The organism is Microvirga massiliensis, assembly GCF_001006805.1.
Classification (GTDB): domain Bacteria; phylum Pseudomonadota; class Alphaproteobacteria; order Rhizobiales; family Beijerinckiaceae; genus Microvirga; species Microvirga massiliensis.
In genome coordinates, this window is the sequence record NZ_LN811365.1 from 86,660 (window position 1) to 102,366 (window position 15,707).

At 64.4% G+C, this 15,707-nt stretch carries 19 protein-coding genes; 7 read left to right on the forward strand and 12 right to left on the reverse strand.

From position 1 onward, the window contains the following. Positions 1 to 244, forward strand: a 244-nt coding sequence (locus BN1233_RS35145) for a helix-turn-helix domain-containing protein (RefSeq protein ID WP_048709929.1), incomplete at its 5' end; no start/stop codon positions are given. A gap of 200 nt (positions 245 to 444) precedes the next feature. Here the strand turns inward: BN1233_RS35145 and flaF are convergent. From flaF to BN1233_RS35185, 8 genes are all read right to left on the reverse strand, one after another. Continuing rightward, positions 445 to 834 carry a flagellar biosynthesis regulator FlaF gene (gene flaF, locus BN1233_RS35150; protein ID WP_046868307.1) on the reverse strand — a complete coding sequence of 130 codons (390 nt, stop codon included), beginning with the start codon at positions 832 to 834 and terminating at the stop codon, positions 445 to 447. Further along, complete coding sequence (gene flbT, locus BN1233_RS35155; RefSeq protein WP_046868308.1) at positions 818 to 1,210, reverse strand: flagellar biosynthesis repressor FlbT; 393 nt, start codon at positions 1,208 to 1,210, stop codon at positions 818 to 820. Before flbT ends, flaF begins: the two co-directional genes overlap by 17 nt. A gap of 51 nt (positions 1,211 to 1,261) precedes the next feature. Beyond that, the gene (locus tag BN1233_RS35160; RefSeq protein ID WP_046868309.1) at positions 1,262 to 2,503 is read right to left on the reverse strand and encodes a flagellin N-terminal helical domain-containing protein; all 1,242 of its coding nucleotides are present in this window, start codon (positions 2,501 to 2,503) and stop codon (positions 1,262 to 1,264) included. A gap of 159 nt (positions 2,504 to 2,662) precedes the next feature. Further along, positions 2,663 to 3,841: a flagellin N-terminal helical domain-containing protein gene (locus BN1233_RS35165; protein ID WP_046868310.1), complete on the reverse strand. Its 1,179-nt coding sequence runs from the start codon at positions 3,839 to 3,841 to the stop codon at positions 2,663 to 2,665. Positions 3,842 to 4,226: 385 nt separating this feature from the next. Beyond that, entirely contained in the window at positions 4,227 to 4,619 is a 393-nt protein-coding gene (locus BN1233_RS35170; RefSeq protein ID WP_046868311.1) for a hypothetical protein, read from the reverse strand. Positions 4,620 to 4,761: 142 nt separating this feature from the next. Then, positions 4,762 to 5,232 carry a hypothetical protein gene (locus BN1233_RS35175; protein WP_046868312.1) on the reverse strand — a complete coding sequence of 157 codons (471 nt, stop codon included), beginning with the start codon at positions 5,230 to 5,232 and terminating at the stop codon, positions 4,762 to 4,764. Beyond that, positions 5,229 to 5,540 carry a rod-binding protein gene (locus BN1233_RS35180; protein WP_046868313.1) on the reverse strand — a complete coding sequence of 104 codons (312 nt, stop codon included), beginning with the start codon at positions 5,538 to 5,540 and terminating at the stop codon, positions 5,229 to 5,231. Before BN1233_RS35180 ends, BN1233_RS35175 begins: the two co-directional genes overlap by 4 nt. Continuing rightward, positions 5,540 to 6,670, reverse strand: a complete 1,131-nt coding sequence (locus tag BN1233_RS35185) for a flagellar basal body P-ring protein FlgI (protein WP_046868314.1) — start codon at positions 6,668 to 6,670, stop codon at positions 5,540 to 5,542. The genes BN1233_RS35180 and BN1233_RS35185 overlap by 1 nt, the downstream gene beginning before the upstream one ends. Positions 6,671 to 6,876: 206 nt before the next feature. Here BN1233_RS35185 and BN1233_RS35190 point away from each other — a divergent pair, with 206 nt between their 5' ends. From BN1233_RS35190 to dksA, 3 genes are all read left to right on the forward strand, one after another. Continuing rightward, positions 6,877 to 7,290 carry a flagellar assembly protein FliX gene (locus BN1233_RS35190; RefSeq protein WP_244471015.1) on the forward strand — a complete coding sequence of 138 codons (414 nt, stop codon included), beginning with the start codon at positions 6,877 to 6,879 and terminating at the stop codon, positions 7,288 to 7,290. A 170-nt stretch (positions 7,291 to 7,460) separates the two neighbouring features. Next, positions 7,461 to 8,834 carry an MBOAT family O-acyltransferase gene (locus tag BN1233_RS35195; protein ID WP_046868315.1) on the forward strand — a complete coding sequence of 458 codons (1,374 nt, stop codon included), beginning with the start codon at positions 7,461 to 7,463 and terminating at the stop codon, positions 8,832 to 8,834. Between the two features lie 360 nt (positions 8,835 to 9,194). Next, a complete protein-coding gene (gene dksA, locus BN1233_RS35200) occupies positions 9,195 to 9,611 on the forward strand; it encodes an RNA polymerase-binding protein DksA (protein ID WP_046868428.1) in 417 nt (138 codons plus the stop codon). 147 nt (positions 9,612 to 9,758) lie between these two features. Here the strand turns inward: dksA and flgH are convergent, their stop codons facing one another. From flgH to flgF, 4 genes are read right to left on the reverse strand one after another with little or no spacing between them, the layout of a single operon-like run. After that, entirely contained in the window at positions 9,759 to 10,514 is a 756-nt protein-coding gene (flgH, locus tag BN1233_RS35205) for a flagellar basal body L-ring protein FlgH (RefSeq protein ID WP_046868316.1), read from the reverse strand. A 14-nt stretch (positions 10,515 to 10,528) separates the two neighbouring features. Continuing rightward, entirely contained in the window at positions 10,529 to 11,560 is a 1,032-nt protein-coding gene (gene flgA / locus BN1233_RS35210) for a flagellar basal body P-ring formation chaperone FlgA (RefSeq protein WP_046868317.1), read from the reverse strand. A gap of 11 nt (positions 11,561 to 11,571) precedes the next feature. Further along, positions 11,572 to 12,363: a flagellar basal-body rod protein FlgG gene (gene flgG, locus BN1233_RS35215; protein WP_046868318.1), complete on the reverse strand. Its 792-nt coding sequence runs from the start codon at positions 12,361 to 12,363 to the stop codon at positions 11,572 to 11,574. Positions 12,364 to 12,379: 16 nt separating this feature from the next. Continuing rightward, complete coding sequence (gene flgF / locus BN1233_RS35220) at positions 12,380 to 13,120, reverse strand: flagellar basal-body rod protein FlgF (protein WP_046868319.1); 741 nt, start codon at positions 13,118 to 13,120, stop codon at positions 12,380 to 12,382. Between the two features lie 267 nt (positions 13,121 to 13,387). On the opposite strand from flgF, the gene BN1233_RS35225 reads away from it, so the two are divergent. From BN1233_RS35225 to BN1233_RS35235, 3 genes are read left to right on the forward strand one after another with little or no spacing between them, the layout of a single operon-like run. Beyond that, a complete protein-coding gene (locus BN1233_RS35225) occupies positions 13,388 to 13,888 on the forward strand; it encodes a flagellar basal body-associated FliL family protein (protein WP_046868320.1) in 501 nt (166 codons plus the stop codon). 12 nt (positions 13,889 to 13,900) lie between these two features. Beyond that, positions 13,901 to 15,172: a flagellar motor switch protein FliM gene (fliM, locus tag BN1233_RS35230; protein ID WP_046868321.1), complete on the forward strand. Its 1,272-nt coding sequence runs from the start codon at positions 13,901 to 13,903 to the stop codon at positions 15,170 to 15,172. A 5-nt stretch (positions 15,173 to 15,177) separates the two neighbouring features. After that, entirely contained in the window at positions 15,178 to 15,645 is a 468-nt protein-coding gene (locus BN1233_RS35235; RefSeq protein WP_046868322.1) for a DUF6468 domain-containing protein, read from the forward strand. Positions 15,646 to 15,707: the final 62 nt, after the last annotated feature.

The following is a 15,707-nucleotide window of genomic DNA, read 5'->3' on the forward strand; positions in this document are numbered from 1 at the left end:
TGGAAGCGGCATCGCATCGTTGTCCCCGGAGCAGGCCGCGAAGGTTCTCGGGATCTCTCGTCCCTGGGTCTACCACCGCATGGACACGGGCCGGCTTCCCTTCCGGCAGGTTGGCACCCACAGGCGAGTTCTCGTGAAGGACGTGCTCGCCCTGAAGAGCTTCGAGGAGGAGCGGCGGCTGTTCGCCCGCGAGCTGGCCGAGGACACGGACGAGCAGGAGATCGGCGTCCACCCTTCATTTTGAGGTGCTCGACCAGGAAAGCGCGGTGGTTCAACCCTCACTCGCCCCTTCGGGGCGACCTCTCCACGAGGGGCGAGTTGATGTGCAGGCCGCGCCGGTTCGCCTCTCTCTCGATGGGAGAGATCGATGCCCGAAGGGCGGCGGGTGGGGGTGGCTGCGCCGACATATACAATCGTGCGCACCATCCGGGACGAGCAAGAGGCTCAGGCCGCCGCCGATTCCTCCGGCACGCCCATTCCGCGCAATCCTGCTGCCAGTTCGCGATTGATCGACACGAGAATCCCGATCCGCTCCGGCGCCGGCGACGCCATCAGGGACAGCGTATGATTGAAAATGAACAGGCCGAGATTGACCATGTTCTGCTTAATCGGAGTGGGGAGAGGGTTCTCCGGCCGCGTGACGGAGCTGACGAGCACCGTCCAGAGCTTGCGGTTGTAGGTGAGTGCCTCGTCGAGCTCGCCGGAGCGGTTCGCCCAGTCGTCCCGGATGCCCTGCAGCCGGGAGGCCGATTTCATCAGGATGGAGGCTTCGAGTTCGCGGGGTGTCTGGCCCGTCTGAGCGGTCCTGGAATACGCGCTAGCCGCGTAGTGCATTTGAGATCAGGTCCTGTTCGTAGGCGATCAGCTTTTTTGCCACGCGCAGAGCCTTATAGAGGTCGCCGCTTAAAATGCGGTTATTGATATCCGCGACAAGCGGCATGGCGCTGGGCGCGGCCGCTAGAAAATCGCGCACGAGCGGAAAATAGATCTCGTTGTGGGACGAGAGATCATTCTTGAGATACATGAGCTGCACCGCAAGATAGATCTTCTGCGCCGGCGTTTCCGCTGTGCCGGCGGTCAGGATATCCTTCTCACGCAGAATCGGGGCGTCGCCCTCGATGAAGAAACGCGTGCGGTGATCGCCGTTCCGGATCACCGCGTTGCCGATGATGATCCGCTCATCCGGCTTCAGTTCAACTTTAAGCGCCATGGGTCCACTCCTTGGACTGGGTATTCGATGCAGGTGCGCCTCGCCACGGTCTTAACCGAAGAGACGCAGCACTGCCTGATCGGTCTGTGCAGCCAACGAGAGCGCCTGAGTAGAGAGCTGCTGGCGGGTCTGCAGTGCAAGCAGGTTCGCACCTTCCTCGCTCGTGTCTGCGAGGACAAGAAGGTCAGAACCACCGTTCAGTGTTGCGATCGATTGTTTCGTGAAATCCTGGCGCGTCTGGAGAACGATAAGGTTTGATCCAAAATTCGAAGCCTGGGAGCGAACCCGGTTCAAAGCTGTATCAAGCTTGGAAAGAGCTTCCTTGATCTCTGTGTCGGACTGCCAGTCATAAGGAGTGTCCGCAGAGTCACCATTGAGTAGAGGGGAGAGACCAAGACCAAGCGAGTTGAAGACGACGCCTGCAATATCGATGAAAGTCGTGTTATTCTCGTTGAACAGGACCTTCAGGGTGTCGCCATTTAGAAGATTCACACCGTTGTAGCCAGTGTCCTTGACGAGCTGGTCCATTTGAGCCTTGAGGCCCTCGAACTGCTCGGCGAGAGACTGCCGGATCGAGTTTATCGCTCCGGCGATCACATAGGTACCAGCCGGCGTGGTCGGCCCAAAAAGATTGGCTGCGCCAGCCGCAGCCTTTCCAGTGGTGGTTCCGGTGCCGTCCGCCGCTGTCAACGTAATTTGGTCGCCAGTGAGAGATTCGATAACGAGGCGACCATTCTCGACGGTTGCGTGGACCCGAGGAGCTTTGTTAGCTGGATTTAGGCCTAGGTCGGCGTTGATCTTGTCGGCGAGCTCCTCGACTGTCGATGTTGCAGTGACGGGGAACGGGATTGCCATCGGCGCTGGCGTAGTGCTGTCGAGTGTGATCGAAATTGTATTACCGGCTTCGAAAGCGCCGCCTTCGGCCGCGGTGAGCAGAGTTCCAGGAACGATTGCGGTCTTGACGCTGTTCAGCCTGGGCGTGCTCGAGGCTGCCTGAAGTGCTTGCCGCGCGGTGGCCTGCGCCGTCTCGATCAACTTCTTGAGCGCCTTGATGCCGTTATCAGCTGCCTCGAGGGTCTTGATCCCCAGCCCCATGCTATCCAGGAGGCGTGAAAGATCGTTCGCACGGTTTTCGAGTCCAGCGGAGACGAAGTAGCTGGTCGGGTTATCGAGTGCCGAATTGACCTTTTTGCCAGTGGCGAGGCGATTCTGGGTTCGAGCCATTAGGTCGACCGTCTTCTGCATCGCGAGGAGGTTCTGACGGACGCCTTGCGAGAGGGCGATATCGGCCATTGCGCATTCCTTCACTGCGTGGACTCTGCCACGTTCCGGAGGGGAGAGTGGCGGATTAACCCTAATGAAGGTTTAACGGCGGGAAGGGACGCATAAAAAAGAGCCCCTTGCGGGGCCCTTCTGTGGGATCCTTCTGGATTGAGTCTGATCAATCCTCTATCAGAAGAGGCGGAGAATGCCCTGTTCCTGTTGTGCCGCCATCGCGAGAGCCGAGTTCGCCAGCTGAGCGCGGGTATTAAGCGCCAGCAGGTTCGCAGCTTCCTGGTTCATGTCGGCATTGGTTAGTTCGTCAGCGCCGTTGTTAAGAGTGTCGATCATCCCGCGGGTGAAGTCCTGACGGTTCTGTACAATCGACAGGCTGGCACCGAACGACGCTGCCGAACTGCGGAGCGTATCGGTCGCGGCCTTAAGATCATCGAGTGCCGCCTGAACGTCCGTGTTGGTCGCCCAGCTATTGCTAGCAGCGCGGATATTGAGGCCACTCGCCGAAGTGTCAGACGGCTTGCCGGTGATATTGAGTTCGCTGTCACCCTTCTCGTTGAAGGTGACCTTCAGTCCGTCGCCGGCGAGAAGGTTAATACCGTTATAGCCGGAGTCCTTAACCAGCTGGTCGATCTGCTTGCGGATTTCTGCAAAGTCTGTCGCCAGCTTTGAGCGAGAGGCGTCTGGGGAGACGGCGTCCTGCGCTACGGTCACTTCATCCTTGCCGGCAACGTCGGTCGTCGTGCCGAACAGAGCAGTTGACAAGCCTCCAGCTTTCACGGCAATGGTCTTCGACGCACCCGCGGCTTGTGCGGTGAGTTTCAGATTGTTTCCGTCGAGCGTAGCATCAACACCGTAGGCATTCAAAGCCGTATCGATTTGTTGTGCGGTCGTAGTTCCGTCCTGACCCGCGGTAATACTGATGTTCCGGTCAACCCCATCAACCGTGACAGTCAAGGTACCGGCGGTTGAGGTAAAGCTGGACAAGTCAACATTGCCCGTTACGCTGGCGGAAACCGCAGCACCAACGGCCTGAGCTTCCTTGGCCTCGGTCGTAGCCTTTGCCTGGTTAGCGAGGGACTGCGCGTTCTCGACCAGCTTCGAGATCGCCTTGATTCCCTTGTCAGCCGCCTCGAGCGTCTTGACTGCCTGACCCATGGTGTCAAGCAGCTTGCTGAGGTCACCGGCCCGGTTGCTGAGACCGGAGGCCGTGAAGAAGCTGGTCGGATTGTCGAGAGCGGAGTTGACCTTCTTGCCGGTCGCGAGACGGTTCTGGGTTAGGGACTGCAGTGCGGAGGTGGCCTGCAGCGAGGCGAGGTTCTGGCGAACGCCAGCCGAGAGCGTGATCGAGCTCATAAGAGATACCTTTCTGGTATGAAGTCCTTCTGGACACTCCAGACTTCCTGTCCGGAGCAGGGGGAGATTGGCTGGTTACGTGCTAACAAGCGGTGAAGCGGACTGCGGATGCAGAGGGAATTGCTTCGGTGTTGGCAATGTGGTGAATGAAAGGTGAAGTCTCGTGCGCAGCGATTGTGTATGCTCGTATGGAGGGCGCAGTGGTTCACCCCTCACCCGGCTTCTGCGCAGCCGACCTCTCCCACAAGGGGAGAGGTGACGTGCGGGCTGCCGCCGCTTCGCCTCTCCCTTGGTGGGAGAGGTCGACGCCCGTAGGGCGGCGGGTGAGGGTGGCAGCGCCGACGTTAACGAGTAAGCAGAAAGTCTTCTGACAACACGAACGCTCTCACGCGCGCTTATGCGTATGCGGTCCACGCCCGCCTGCAGTCTCACTCATCTCCTGCACGTAAGCCCGAATGCGCAGCAGCGCTTCATCTGGCACCTGCCGCACGACGCGTCCGGTCTCCGCATCGACGCTCTGCTGCACGGGCTCGCGCGAGCGCGGGTCGTCCACGAGACGCTTCTCGATCGTGCGCTGGAGAGCCTGCTCAAGCCTCGCGTGACGCATAGCGCCTTCGGACGGCGTAAGCTGCACGGCCGCGGTCTCGGCGACCTGCTGCACGGATTCTTCCGGAGGAAGCTCCGTCTTGACGGCCCCGACGCTCGCGAGAGGTTCGATCCGTTGCGGTGCGTTCAGCACTGCGGCGGAAAACGGTTTGGAGATGCTGCCGCTGTCCATGGCGGAGGGCCCTGACTGAATAGCCTTCTGGCTGCCTGTCAGAGATTACGCCGGGCGCGTGAATCCCGGGTTTAAAGAAAGAGTTAACCGGCGCCTTGCCGAACGAGTCGAATCAACACGATTCTGCTCGTCGCCCCGGTCTTCATAACTGCTTCGACATCACCAGCGGCTCACTGCGCGCCTGTCCCTGGCGGCGCGGTGCGGCTCCCGCGGGTGCGTAGATCGTCGGCTTCGTGTGCCGGTCGAGTTCCTCCGCGATGCCCTTCATGACGCTTTCCGACACGGCGCGTGCCGTGGCGAGTACCGTCTGGTTCATCTCGACGACGCGGTGGAGGTCGGCATGCGCGTCCCGGAATGCGGGAACGAGATCCGGAACAAGTCGTGCGATCGCGACGGCATTCGCCTTGATGGCTTCGAGACCCCGAAGATAAGCGGCAGAGAGCTCGCTCTTGCGGCCGTCCTGGCTGAGCCCGTCGCGGAAGCGTCCGACCCGGACCAGCCCGGTTTCGGCTTCGAGCACCGCCTTCAGGTCTTCCATCGCGGCAAGGACATCCTCGACGAGGTGCGCCGCGCCGTCGCGATCGGTGACTGAGATTTTCTGAGCGGCGCTCATTGGCGATTCTCCTGCATGCGCAGAATTTCCCGATAGACCTGATCGCCGATCCCGACTCCGCCGCTGCGCACGACGAGGCCGGCATATTCCTTCACGAGCATCGACCGATAGACGCCACCGCCCGTGCCGTTCTCGCCGAGCGGTCCTTCCTGGCCTCCAGACGAGAAGACCTGGTCGAGGGTCAGCTCGAGGAACATCGTCTCGAAATCCTCGGCGGTCCTGCGTGCCTTGGCCTCCAGGCCGGAGAGTGGCTTCGCGCCGGCGGTCTGTGCGGCCGATTGGATCGAGAGAAGGGCAGGGGAGGTCATCACATCACCTCGATGTCGGCCTGCAGCGCACCGGAGGCCTTGATGGCCTGCAGGATTGCGATGAGGTCGCGCGGGCCGATCCCGAGCGCATTCAAGCCGTCGACCAGCTCGCGCAGGCTGACGCCCTGGCGGACGAGGGCGAGCTTGTTGGCCTCTCCGGCATCGACCCTCACGCCCGTGCGCGGCACGACGGTGGTGACCCCGTTCGAGAGCGGGCTCGGCTGGCTGACCTGCGGCTGCTCCGAGATCGTCACGGTCAGGTTGCCCTGGGCGACGGCGACGGTCGACACGCGTACGTCCTTGCCCATCACGATGATGCCAGAGCGCTCGTCGATCACGATGCGGGCGGTCTGGTCCGGCTCGACGCGCAACTGCTCCACCTCGGTGAGGAGCTGGATCATGTTGCCGCGATATTTCGGGGGGATGAGGATCGCGACCGTCGAGGGGTCCGTCGGCTCGGCCGTGTCGGCGCCCATGTAGTCGTTGATCGCGGCCGCGATCCGGCGCGCCGTCGTGAGATCGGGATTGCGAAGCGAGAGGCGCAGATGCTTCTGCGCGTTGAGCTTGAACTCGACCTCGCGCTCGATGAGCGCGCCATTCGCAATGCGGCCGACCGTCGGCACGCCGCGCGTGATGCTCGCGGCGGCACCTTCGGCCTGGAAGCCGGCGATCGCCACGGAGCCCTGGGCCACCGCATAGACCTCGCCATCTGCGCCCATGAGCGGCGTGACGAGCAGCGTGCCGCCTTGCAGCGACTTGGCATCGCCGAGCGCCGAGACGGTGACGTCGAGGCGGGTGCCCTGGGTCGAGAAGGCCGGCAGGTTGGCCGTCACCATCACGGCCGCGACGTTCGCGGTGCGCAGGTTCGCTCCGCGGATATTGACGCCGAGGCGCTCGAGCATCGCCTGCAGGGACTGCTTCGTGAACGGCGTGTTGTTGAGCGTGTCGCCCGTGCCATTGAGGCCGACGACGAGTCCGTATCCGACGAGCTGGTTCTGGCGCACGCCCTCGACATTGGCGAGATCCTTGATCCGCGAGAGCGCGGCAGCGGGCCCGGCCGGCAGGAGGCCAGCCGAGACAGCCAATCCGATCGCCACCAGGGTCCGCAGGGATTTCCGGAACACTTGCATGAAACCGTCCTTTCCGGAGGTCTCCGTGCGAGACGCGTGCCAGCAGGACGAGGATATGCCAACCCACTGAAAAAGCTGATAATTCAGGCACATCACAGCCCGGCGCAAAGCGCCCGACCGGCAAAGCTCGCCGGGCTCACCCGGCAGAAACTGCCGCAGGTTTACCCCGCCTTAACCACGACGAACGATCGTCGTCCCGTAGAGCCATGATGCGTGTCGATCCGAGATATTCCCCGAGCCTTCCCGCTGCGTCGTCCACCCGTGCGTCGGCGTCTGCGCGGTTCACGCTCGGCCGCGCCGCTACCGCGCAGACGCCGGTCAACGTCCAGGCGGCCGCATCGCTCGCTTCGATCGGCGCGCTGCTCGCCCTCCAGTCCGACGAGGCCGGAGACCGACGGCGGCTGTCGCTGCGCCGCGGTCACGACCTCCTCGATCGTCTCGACAAGCTGAAGGCCGGACTGCTCGCGGGCCGTGTCGATGCCGCGAGCCTGCACGGCCTCGCGCGGCAGCTCGCGACCGCCCGCGAGGCGAGCGGCGACGAAGGTCTGGACGAGGTTCTCGCGCAGATCGAGTTGCGGGCCCAGGTCGAGCTCGCCAAGCTCGAGCGCCGCCGCGCTTGACGAGGCCGGGGCCTTCCCGCATGAGCGCCCCACCCACCGGGGTGGCGCTGATCAGCGAGAGCTTTCAGCGCCGGCCCTCCGGCGGCGCTTGAACCGGTGCTGAGCCGGCCCGGCCTCGACCCGTCAGCGCCGGGCGGCCCGGTTCGAAGCGGCTGCCCCGTGCCATCGCGATGCTGTTCAACTCTTTCATCTTTCTCCTGGCCTTCCTGCCGGCCGCGCTTGCCCTCCACGCTCTCGTGGTGCGCTACCGGCCGGAATGGCGCCTGCCCCTGCTGCTCGCGCTCTCCTTCGTCTTCTACGGCTACTGGGACTGGCGGTTCCTGCCGCTCCTCGCATCCTCGATCCTGCTCAACTGGCTGATTGCCGAGCTATTCCGCCGCTCGCATCGCGCGGTTCTCATCACGGCTGCGATCGCCGCCAATCTCGCGGTGCTCGGCCTGTTCAAATATGCCGGCTTCTTCGCGGACCTCCTCAACCTGGCTCCGGGCCTGTCCCTGCCGCGGCCGGAGCTCGCGCTTCCGCTCGGGATCTCGTTCTTCACGTTCCATCACATCATGTACCTCACGGATCTGCGGGCGGGGAAAGCGCCGCGCTACAATCTCGTGCGCTACGGGCTCTACATCGCCTTCTTCCCGCAGGTTCTCGCCGGCCCGCTCGTGCGCTGGAGCGAGATCATGCACCAGCTCGACGAGCGGCCCTGGCTGCAGCGGGACCGCTACGAGCGGTTCGCACGAGGGCTCATGCTCCTCGTGATCGGGCTCGTGAAGAAGGTCGCGATCGGGGACGAACTCGCGGGCTACGTGAACCCGGTCTTTGATGCCGCGGCCCAGGGGGCGCCCGTCGCGGCGGGGGCTGCCTGGCAGGCGACGCTCGGCTTCACCTTCCAGATCTACTTCGATTTCTCGGGCTACACCGACATGGCCCTCGGGATCGCGCTCCTGTTCGGCGTGGTCCTGCCGCAGAACTTTCAGGTTCCGTATCGCGCGACGTCCCTGCAGGATTTCTGGCGCCGCTGGCACATGACCCTATCGCGGTTCCTGCGCGACTATCTCTACATTCCGCTCGGCGGCAACCGGCACGGTCTCGCGGTCCAGGTAGGTGCTCTTCTGGCGACGATGACGCTGGGCGGCCTCTGGCACGGGGCTGGGCTGACCTTCGTGGCCTGGGGGCTTGCCCATGGGCTCGGACTCGCCGCGGGCCTGCTCTGGCGGCGGGCGAAGCTATGGATGCCGCCGCTGGTTGGCTGGGGCTGCACCTTCCTGTTCGTCATCATGACGTGGGTGCTGTTCCGCGCGACATCGTTCGACGCGGCGCTGCGGGTCTATGCCGGCCTCCTCGGCCTCGGGCCCGAGGGTGACGCCTTCAAGTGGCGGATGATCGCCATCGCGGCCCTGATCTCCCTGGCCGGGCCGACGGCTTGGGAGCTCGTGCACCGCATCCGTCCGCGCCCCTGGATCGCGGCTCTCTTTGCGGTTGCTTTCGTCCTCATCCTCTTCAAGCTCGGGGACGAGACGAACTACGAATTCATCTACTTCCAGTTCTGAGCCGCTTTGCGCACCCGTTCGCCCGGGCCGCCCCAACCCAGCCGCATGACACGCGGGCCGGGATGTTTGACCGGGTGCGCAGGCGGCTCCGTACCCTGATTCGCCCACCATTCAAGGGCGCCGGCATCCGCCTACGGGAGTACTGAGCCTGATCGGTTCATTGGTAAATTAGACAATTCGATGAACCTGAAACGCGTTGTCGGAGGCGTCACGTCAGGATATAGGGGCCCCAAAGGTCCTCGCGGCCCGGGCGGGGCCTTTTCAAGGTGCCTCGTTCGGACGCCAGAACGAAACCAATGAGTAGCCGGCAGCCGGGACCGCCTGTCGGAGGAAATGCCCGAGGGAATAACGGCCTACATGATGAAGATCATGATCGACGAGGGTTACCGGCCGACGGAGGAAGAAGCCTTCATGAACGAGCGTCAGCGGGAGTATTTCCGCCGCAAGCTCATTCACTGGAAGGGAGAGATCCTCCGCGAGGCACAGGATACCCTTGCCACGTTGCAGAACGAGAACGAGAACCATCCCGACCTGGCCGATCGCGCCTCGTCCGAAACGGACCGGGCCATCGAGCTCCGGGCGCGGGACCGTCAGCGCAAGCTGATCGCGAAGATCGATTCGGCACTCTCCCGGATCGACGAAGGAAGCTACGGATATTGCGAGGAGACGGGCGAGCCGATCTCGCTCAAACGCCTCGAGGCTCGGCCGATTGCGACCCTCTCGCTGGAGGCGCAAGAACGGCACGAGCGCAACGAGCGCGTTTATCGAGACGACTGAAATTTGCGGGCCCTTTCGGGGCTCTTTTTGTATCTGCTGAAAAAAGTGCGGCTCCGGCCAGGAGCACCGGAGCCGCTTTCGAACGGCCGGCCCAATGGGGAGCGTGCCGGCCGCTCGGGGAACCATCCGCGACGGTTTCGATCCCGGTCAGAACGGCAGCACGATGTCCATGACCTGCTGCCCGTAGCGCGGCTGCTGCACATCCGTGATCTGGCCGCGGCCGCCATAGGCGATCCGCGCCTGGGCGATCTTCGTCGAGTCGATCGTGTTGTCGGCCTCGATGTCCTCGGGGCGCACGACACCGGCCACGATCAGTTCCCGCACCTCGAAGTTCACCCGGATCTCCTGCTTGCCCTCGATCACCAGGTTGCCGTTCGGGAGAACCTGGGTGACCACGGCGGCGACATTCGTCGCGAGCTGCTCGGAGCGGCGAACCGAGCCTGCGCCGTGGCTGTTCGATTTCGACTCGGCATTGAGAAGGGCCTCGGCGCGCGCGTCGTCGGGCAGGAGCTTTCCGTACTGGGTCTCGAACCCGAACAGGTTCTCGGTGCCGAAGTGCTCGTCGTTCTTGCGGGAGCGCTGGGTCTGGTTGTCGAGCTGGGCACGGTCGGTCACCCGGACCCGCACCGTCATGATGTCGCCAATCCGGGCGGCGCGCTGGTCCTTGAAGAAGGCCCGGGAGCCCTTGCGCCAGAGGGAGTTCGACGAATAGGCAACGGGTTCCGGATCGGGCATCGGCAGGCGCACCGGCCGGTAGCCGGGCTGGGCCGTCGGGTCCTCGATGGCGGAGAGAGCAGGGGCCTTGCCGACCTGTGCGAGCCGGTCCGCCGCGCCGCAGGCGCCGAGCGGTGCGGCCGCGAGCGCGACGAGGAGAAGCCTCGAAAGGCGGGATTGGCGGATCATGGGGGTGAACCTCTTCACGGATAACCGGCCGCGGATGCCAGGGCTGTCGGCGCCGCCGGGGCGACGGACACCGTGCCCGGGCCGCTCACGCTCACCTGCAGGACCTTCTTGGATTGCTGATTTACGACCGAGATCGTGTCGCCGAGGGCGCCGCTCTGCGTGGCCCGGCCCCGCAAGGTGAGCATGAGGCCCGGGCCCTGGTAGACGATGGTCACGAGATCGCCGCGCGCGACGAGCTCCGGCCGGATCAGGTCTCCCTGCCGCACCAGGGAGCCGGCACTGAGTGCCCGGCGCGCCTCCCGTCCGATGAGCTGCGTTGCATCCTCCTGGGCATCGGCCGGAACCGAGCCACGCGGCCGACGCTCGACCGAGATGTCGCCTGCTTCGACGGTCTCACCGCGCCGGAGGCTGCGGTTGAGGACCGCGACCTCCACGATCTCAACGAGGGCTCCGGCCACGCGGAGCGATGCCGGGCGGTCTCCGGGCTTTCCCCCGGCGGAGACGAGCGCGGAAAGGCGGCGGGTCCGGTGGTCGTGCCTGAGCTCCTCGACGGCCAATGGTGCTGTTAGGTCGGGCGGCAGGATCAGCGACGGTGCGCCCTCGAAGACGATGGCAATCGACCGGAGATCGAGGTCAAGGTTTTCCTCGAGCGCGCGTCGCACCACCTTCTCGATCTCGTCCTGCGGGACGCGCCGGGCGGCGCGGGTGACGGTCACCTGGTCCCGCCCGGCCGATTCGATGCGGGACAGTCCGGCCGCCTGCGCAGCCTCGAGAATGCGGGGAACCTGGATCGTCCCGGTTTCGCCGAGCGCCGGGGCCCTGAAGACCGGACGTGCCGCCTCAGCGGCAGGGAGGCCGTCGACGAGGTCGCCGAGCGTCACGACGTCCAACGAGACCGACACGTCGCCGCGCAGGGCGAACGGACCCGCTGCCGCAGCCGGCAGGAGCAGGCAGGAGAACACGGCCAGCACGAAGCCGGCGCGCAGCAGCATGCAGCGGGTGACGCACGGGATGCTGCCGTGGGCGAACGAGAGGTGACGTTTCATCAAGCGCCTCCTCAGCCGCGGAACATCTGGGTCGTCGAGGAGAGCATCTGATCCGCCGCGGTGATGATCCGCGCGTTCATCTCGTAGGCGCGCTGTGCGGAGATCAGCGACGAGATCTCAGTGACGGCGTTCACGTTGGCCTCTTCGAGATAGGTCTGCTGGAGCGTGCCGAATCCCTCCGTGCCCGGATTGCCGTCGATCGCCGGCCCGGAAGCGGGCGTCTCGAGGAACAGGTTGTCGCCGATCGATTCGAGGCCGGTCTTGTTGATGAAGCGGGCGAGCTGGATCTGGCCGAGCTCCTGCGGCTCGACCTGACCGGGAACGGTCACCTCGACCGTGCCGTTCGCCCCGATGCTGACCTTGGACGCGTTCTGGGGAACCGTGATGCCGGGATCCAGAAGATACCCGTCGCGGGTCACGATCTGTCCCTGCGCATCGAGATCGAAGGAGCCGTCACGGGTATAGGCGGTGCGCCCGTCCGGCAGACGAATGCGGAAGAGCCCGTCGCCGCGGATCGCGACGTCGTATTCCTTCTCGGTCGCGGTGAGATTCCCTTGAGTCATGACGCGTGCGGTCGCCGCCGTCTTGACGCCGGAGCCAATCTCGATTCCCGCCGGCACTTGCGTGTTCTGATCCGACGTCGCGCTGCCGGAGCGCCGGAAGGTCTCGTAGAGGAGATCCTGGAAATGCGCCTGCTGGCGCTTGTAGCCGGTCGTGCGCAGGTTCGCGATGTTGTTCGAAATGACCTGGACATTGAGTTCCTGGGCCATCATGCCGGTTGCGGCAGTATGCAGGGCACGCATCGTTCTGTTCCGATCGTCAGGCGTTGGTATCGGCCAGGCGGGAGATCGCCTGGCGCTGCAATTCATCCATGCGGCTGAGCATCGAGGAGAGGCTCGTATAGGCGCGGTTGACGTCCATGAGGCGGCTCATCTCGAGCACGGCCTTGACGTTCGATCGCTCGAGCGCGCCCCCTTCGACGCGCGCCGCCGTGGCGACTTGAGGCGGCCCGCTGCTCGTGAAAAGATTGGCGCCGACATTCTCGAGCGCCTGCGGCTGCTCGAATCGAACGAGCCGGATGCGGCCGCGCTCGCCCTGGCTCGTCAGGAGAGCGCCATCGGGCGCGATCGAGACACCGGTTTCCTCCGGTCCGATGGTGATCGGGCCGCTCTGCCCGAGGACGAGATGGCCGTCGCTCGTGACGAGGCGGCCCTCGTTGTCGATCTCGAAGGCTCCATTGCGTGTGTAGCGCTCTCCTGCCGGCGTCTGCACGGCGAAGAAGGCATCGCCGCGGATAGCAGCGTGCAACGGATTCCCGGTCGGCTCGATCGCGCCGGCCGACATGTCGAGCGGCGTATCCGCATCGATCACGTAGGAGAGCCGCCGATCGGGCAAGGGAAACGCGTTCGCCTGAGCCACCGGCATCAGGTATTCGCGAAAGCGCGCATCACGCGCCTTGAATCCGTTGGTCGTGACATTCGCCACGTTGTTCGCGATAACGTCGAGCTCACGGGCCAGCGCGGTCTGGCGCGATAGCCCGATGAGAAGCGCGTTTTCCATGAACCGCTCCTGCTGATTCCCCGCCGGTCCCCGACGCTCCCCAGCGCGGATCCGGCAAGGCTCTCTCCGCATGGACCGTGCCAACGCGGCATGGAGCGAAAACCCTCATCGGGAACAATGCGTTAACCATGAGAGGCGACATGGTCAGAGACGGGCGCGGAGATCCGGTGGGCAGGATCGACCCGGCAGAAATTGCCGCCTTAACGGGGCATTAACCGTCTTCCACGAAAGATCCGCCTCGATCACTCCTCCTGATCGGGAACGATAATGGCGAAGAAGCCCAAGAAAGAGATTGCGGGTGAGGCGGACGCTTCTGCGGCCGCTCCGGAACCGAAGAAGGGCGCGCACAAATTGCTGCTTGGGGCAGCCGGTCTCGTCGTGATCCTTGCTGCGGCGGGAGGCGGATACTTCTTTCTGAACGGCTCTTCCCGGCAGGAGGACGCTGCCGCGAGGGCGAAGCCGACAGCATTCCTCGATATCCGCGAAATGACGATCAATCTCGCTCCTGAGCCGAACGCGCCGCAGCGTTATCTCAAGTTTCGCGTGACGCTGGAGGTCAACGACCAAGAGTCCATCAAAGACATCCAGCCGCTTCTGCCGAGAATCGAGGATACGTTCCAGGTCTTCGTTCGCGAGTTGCGCGCGAACGACCTCGAGGGCTCCTCCGGCGTCTATCGTCTGCGCGAAGAGCTGCTGCGCCGCGTGAACATGGCCGTTCATCCCGCAAAGGTCGACGCAGTCCTCTTCAAGGACGTCGTGCTCCAATAGGCAGACAGGCAAATGTCCGATCAGAACGATAAGACGCTGGACGACGCATGGGCGCAGGCGCTCGCCGAACAATCGGCGGGCGCTGCAACCGGTGACGACGCCTGGGGCGCCGCGCTTGCGGAGCAGAATGGGCGTGCAGATGCCAATTCCGAGCTGGCCGACGAGTGGGGGGCTGCTCTCGCCGAGCAGGGCGCCACCTCTTCGGTCAGCAGCATGGCGGCCGAGTGGGCGAACATGATCGACGAGGGCATCGATGAGGATGCCCCCGATCTTGCCGGCGCGGATCGCATCCTCAACCAGGACGAGATCGATCAGCTCGTCGGCTTTTCGCTTCATGAGCTATCGGCCTCCGGAGCAGGAGGAATCCGCGCTCTCGTCGACTCGGGCGTCATCTCGTATGAGCGCCTGCCGATGCTCGAGATCATCTTCGACAGGATGGTCCGGCTGCTCTCGACGAGCCTGCGCAACTTCTTCCAGGACAACGTCGAGGTCACCCTCGACGGCATCGCCTCCGTCCGGTTCGGCGATTACTTGAACTCCGTGCCGCTTCCGGTGCAGCTCGCCGTCTTCAAGGCGGAGGGCTGGGACAATTCGGGCCTCGTCACGGTCGAGACGGGCCTCGCCTATTCGGCTCTTGATCTCCTGCTCGGCGGTCGGAGAGGCGGAACGGCGGCGCGGCTCGACGGCCGCCCTTTCACGGCGATCGAGACGCAGCTCATCAAGCGCATGGTCGAGATCGTCCTTGGCGACGCGGCGCTCTCGTTCCAGCCGCTCTCGCCGGTGAAGTTCGTCGTCGACCGGATGGAAACGAACCCGCGCTTCGCCACCATCATGCGGCCCGCGAATGCGGCCATCCTCGTCACGTTGCGCCTCGACATGGAAGGGCGGGGCGGAATCCTGCAGATTCTTCTGCCCTACGCGATGATCGAGCCGATCCGCGAGTTGCTGCTGCAGAGCTTCATGGGCGAGAAGCTCGGGCGGGACCGCCTCTGGGAAGCTCCGCTCGCAACCGAAATCTGGCAGGCGGATGTCGCCGTCGAGGCGGTGCTGCAGGAAATGCGCATGCCTTTGCGTCAGGTGCTGTCGCTCAAGGTCGGCGACACGCTGATGTTGAACGCCCGCCCGAACGATCTCGTCACGCTCCGTTGCGGAGACTGGACGCTGACCCAGGGGAGGACAGGCCGGATCGACGACAAGATCGCGATCCAGATCACCAGACCTCTGCGCCAATCCCGCACCACGCTCGCAGCCTTCGAGGCCGGCCTGAGCAGGAAAGATGCCTGAATACGATGAGCCCGTTTTTTTCGATCATTGCAGATAGCCTCGTCGCGATCCTCCTCGCGGCAACGATCGTGACGTCCCTCCGCTTGAGCCAACGCATCGCGAGGCTGAAGAGCGACGAGGACGCGATGCGCCGTACGATTAGCGAACTGATGATTGCCACTGAAACCGCGGAGCGCGCGATCGCGGGGCTGCGCACGACATTGTCAGAATGCGATCGCACGCTCGCCGATCGCCTGCTCACGGCCGAGCGCTATGCGGCGGATCTGTCCGCGCAGGTCGAGGCCGGGGAGGGCGTCGTCAGCCGGATCACGAAAATCGTGGAATCGACGAGGTCGCTCGAGACGCGCGCAGCGCCGAAGGCGCCGGAGCCCGCGCCGGTCGAGCCGCCGGCATCCGACCGTCTCAGTGCAACCGTTGCCGCCGCTCATGCGCTCGCCCAGCGCGCTGCGCAGCGGCTCGCGGAGGCGGCGTGATGCCCAAAGTCGGTGCCGCCACCCTCACCCGGCTGCTTTCGCAGCCGACCTCTCCCGTCCAC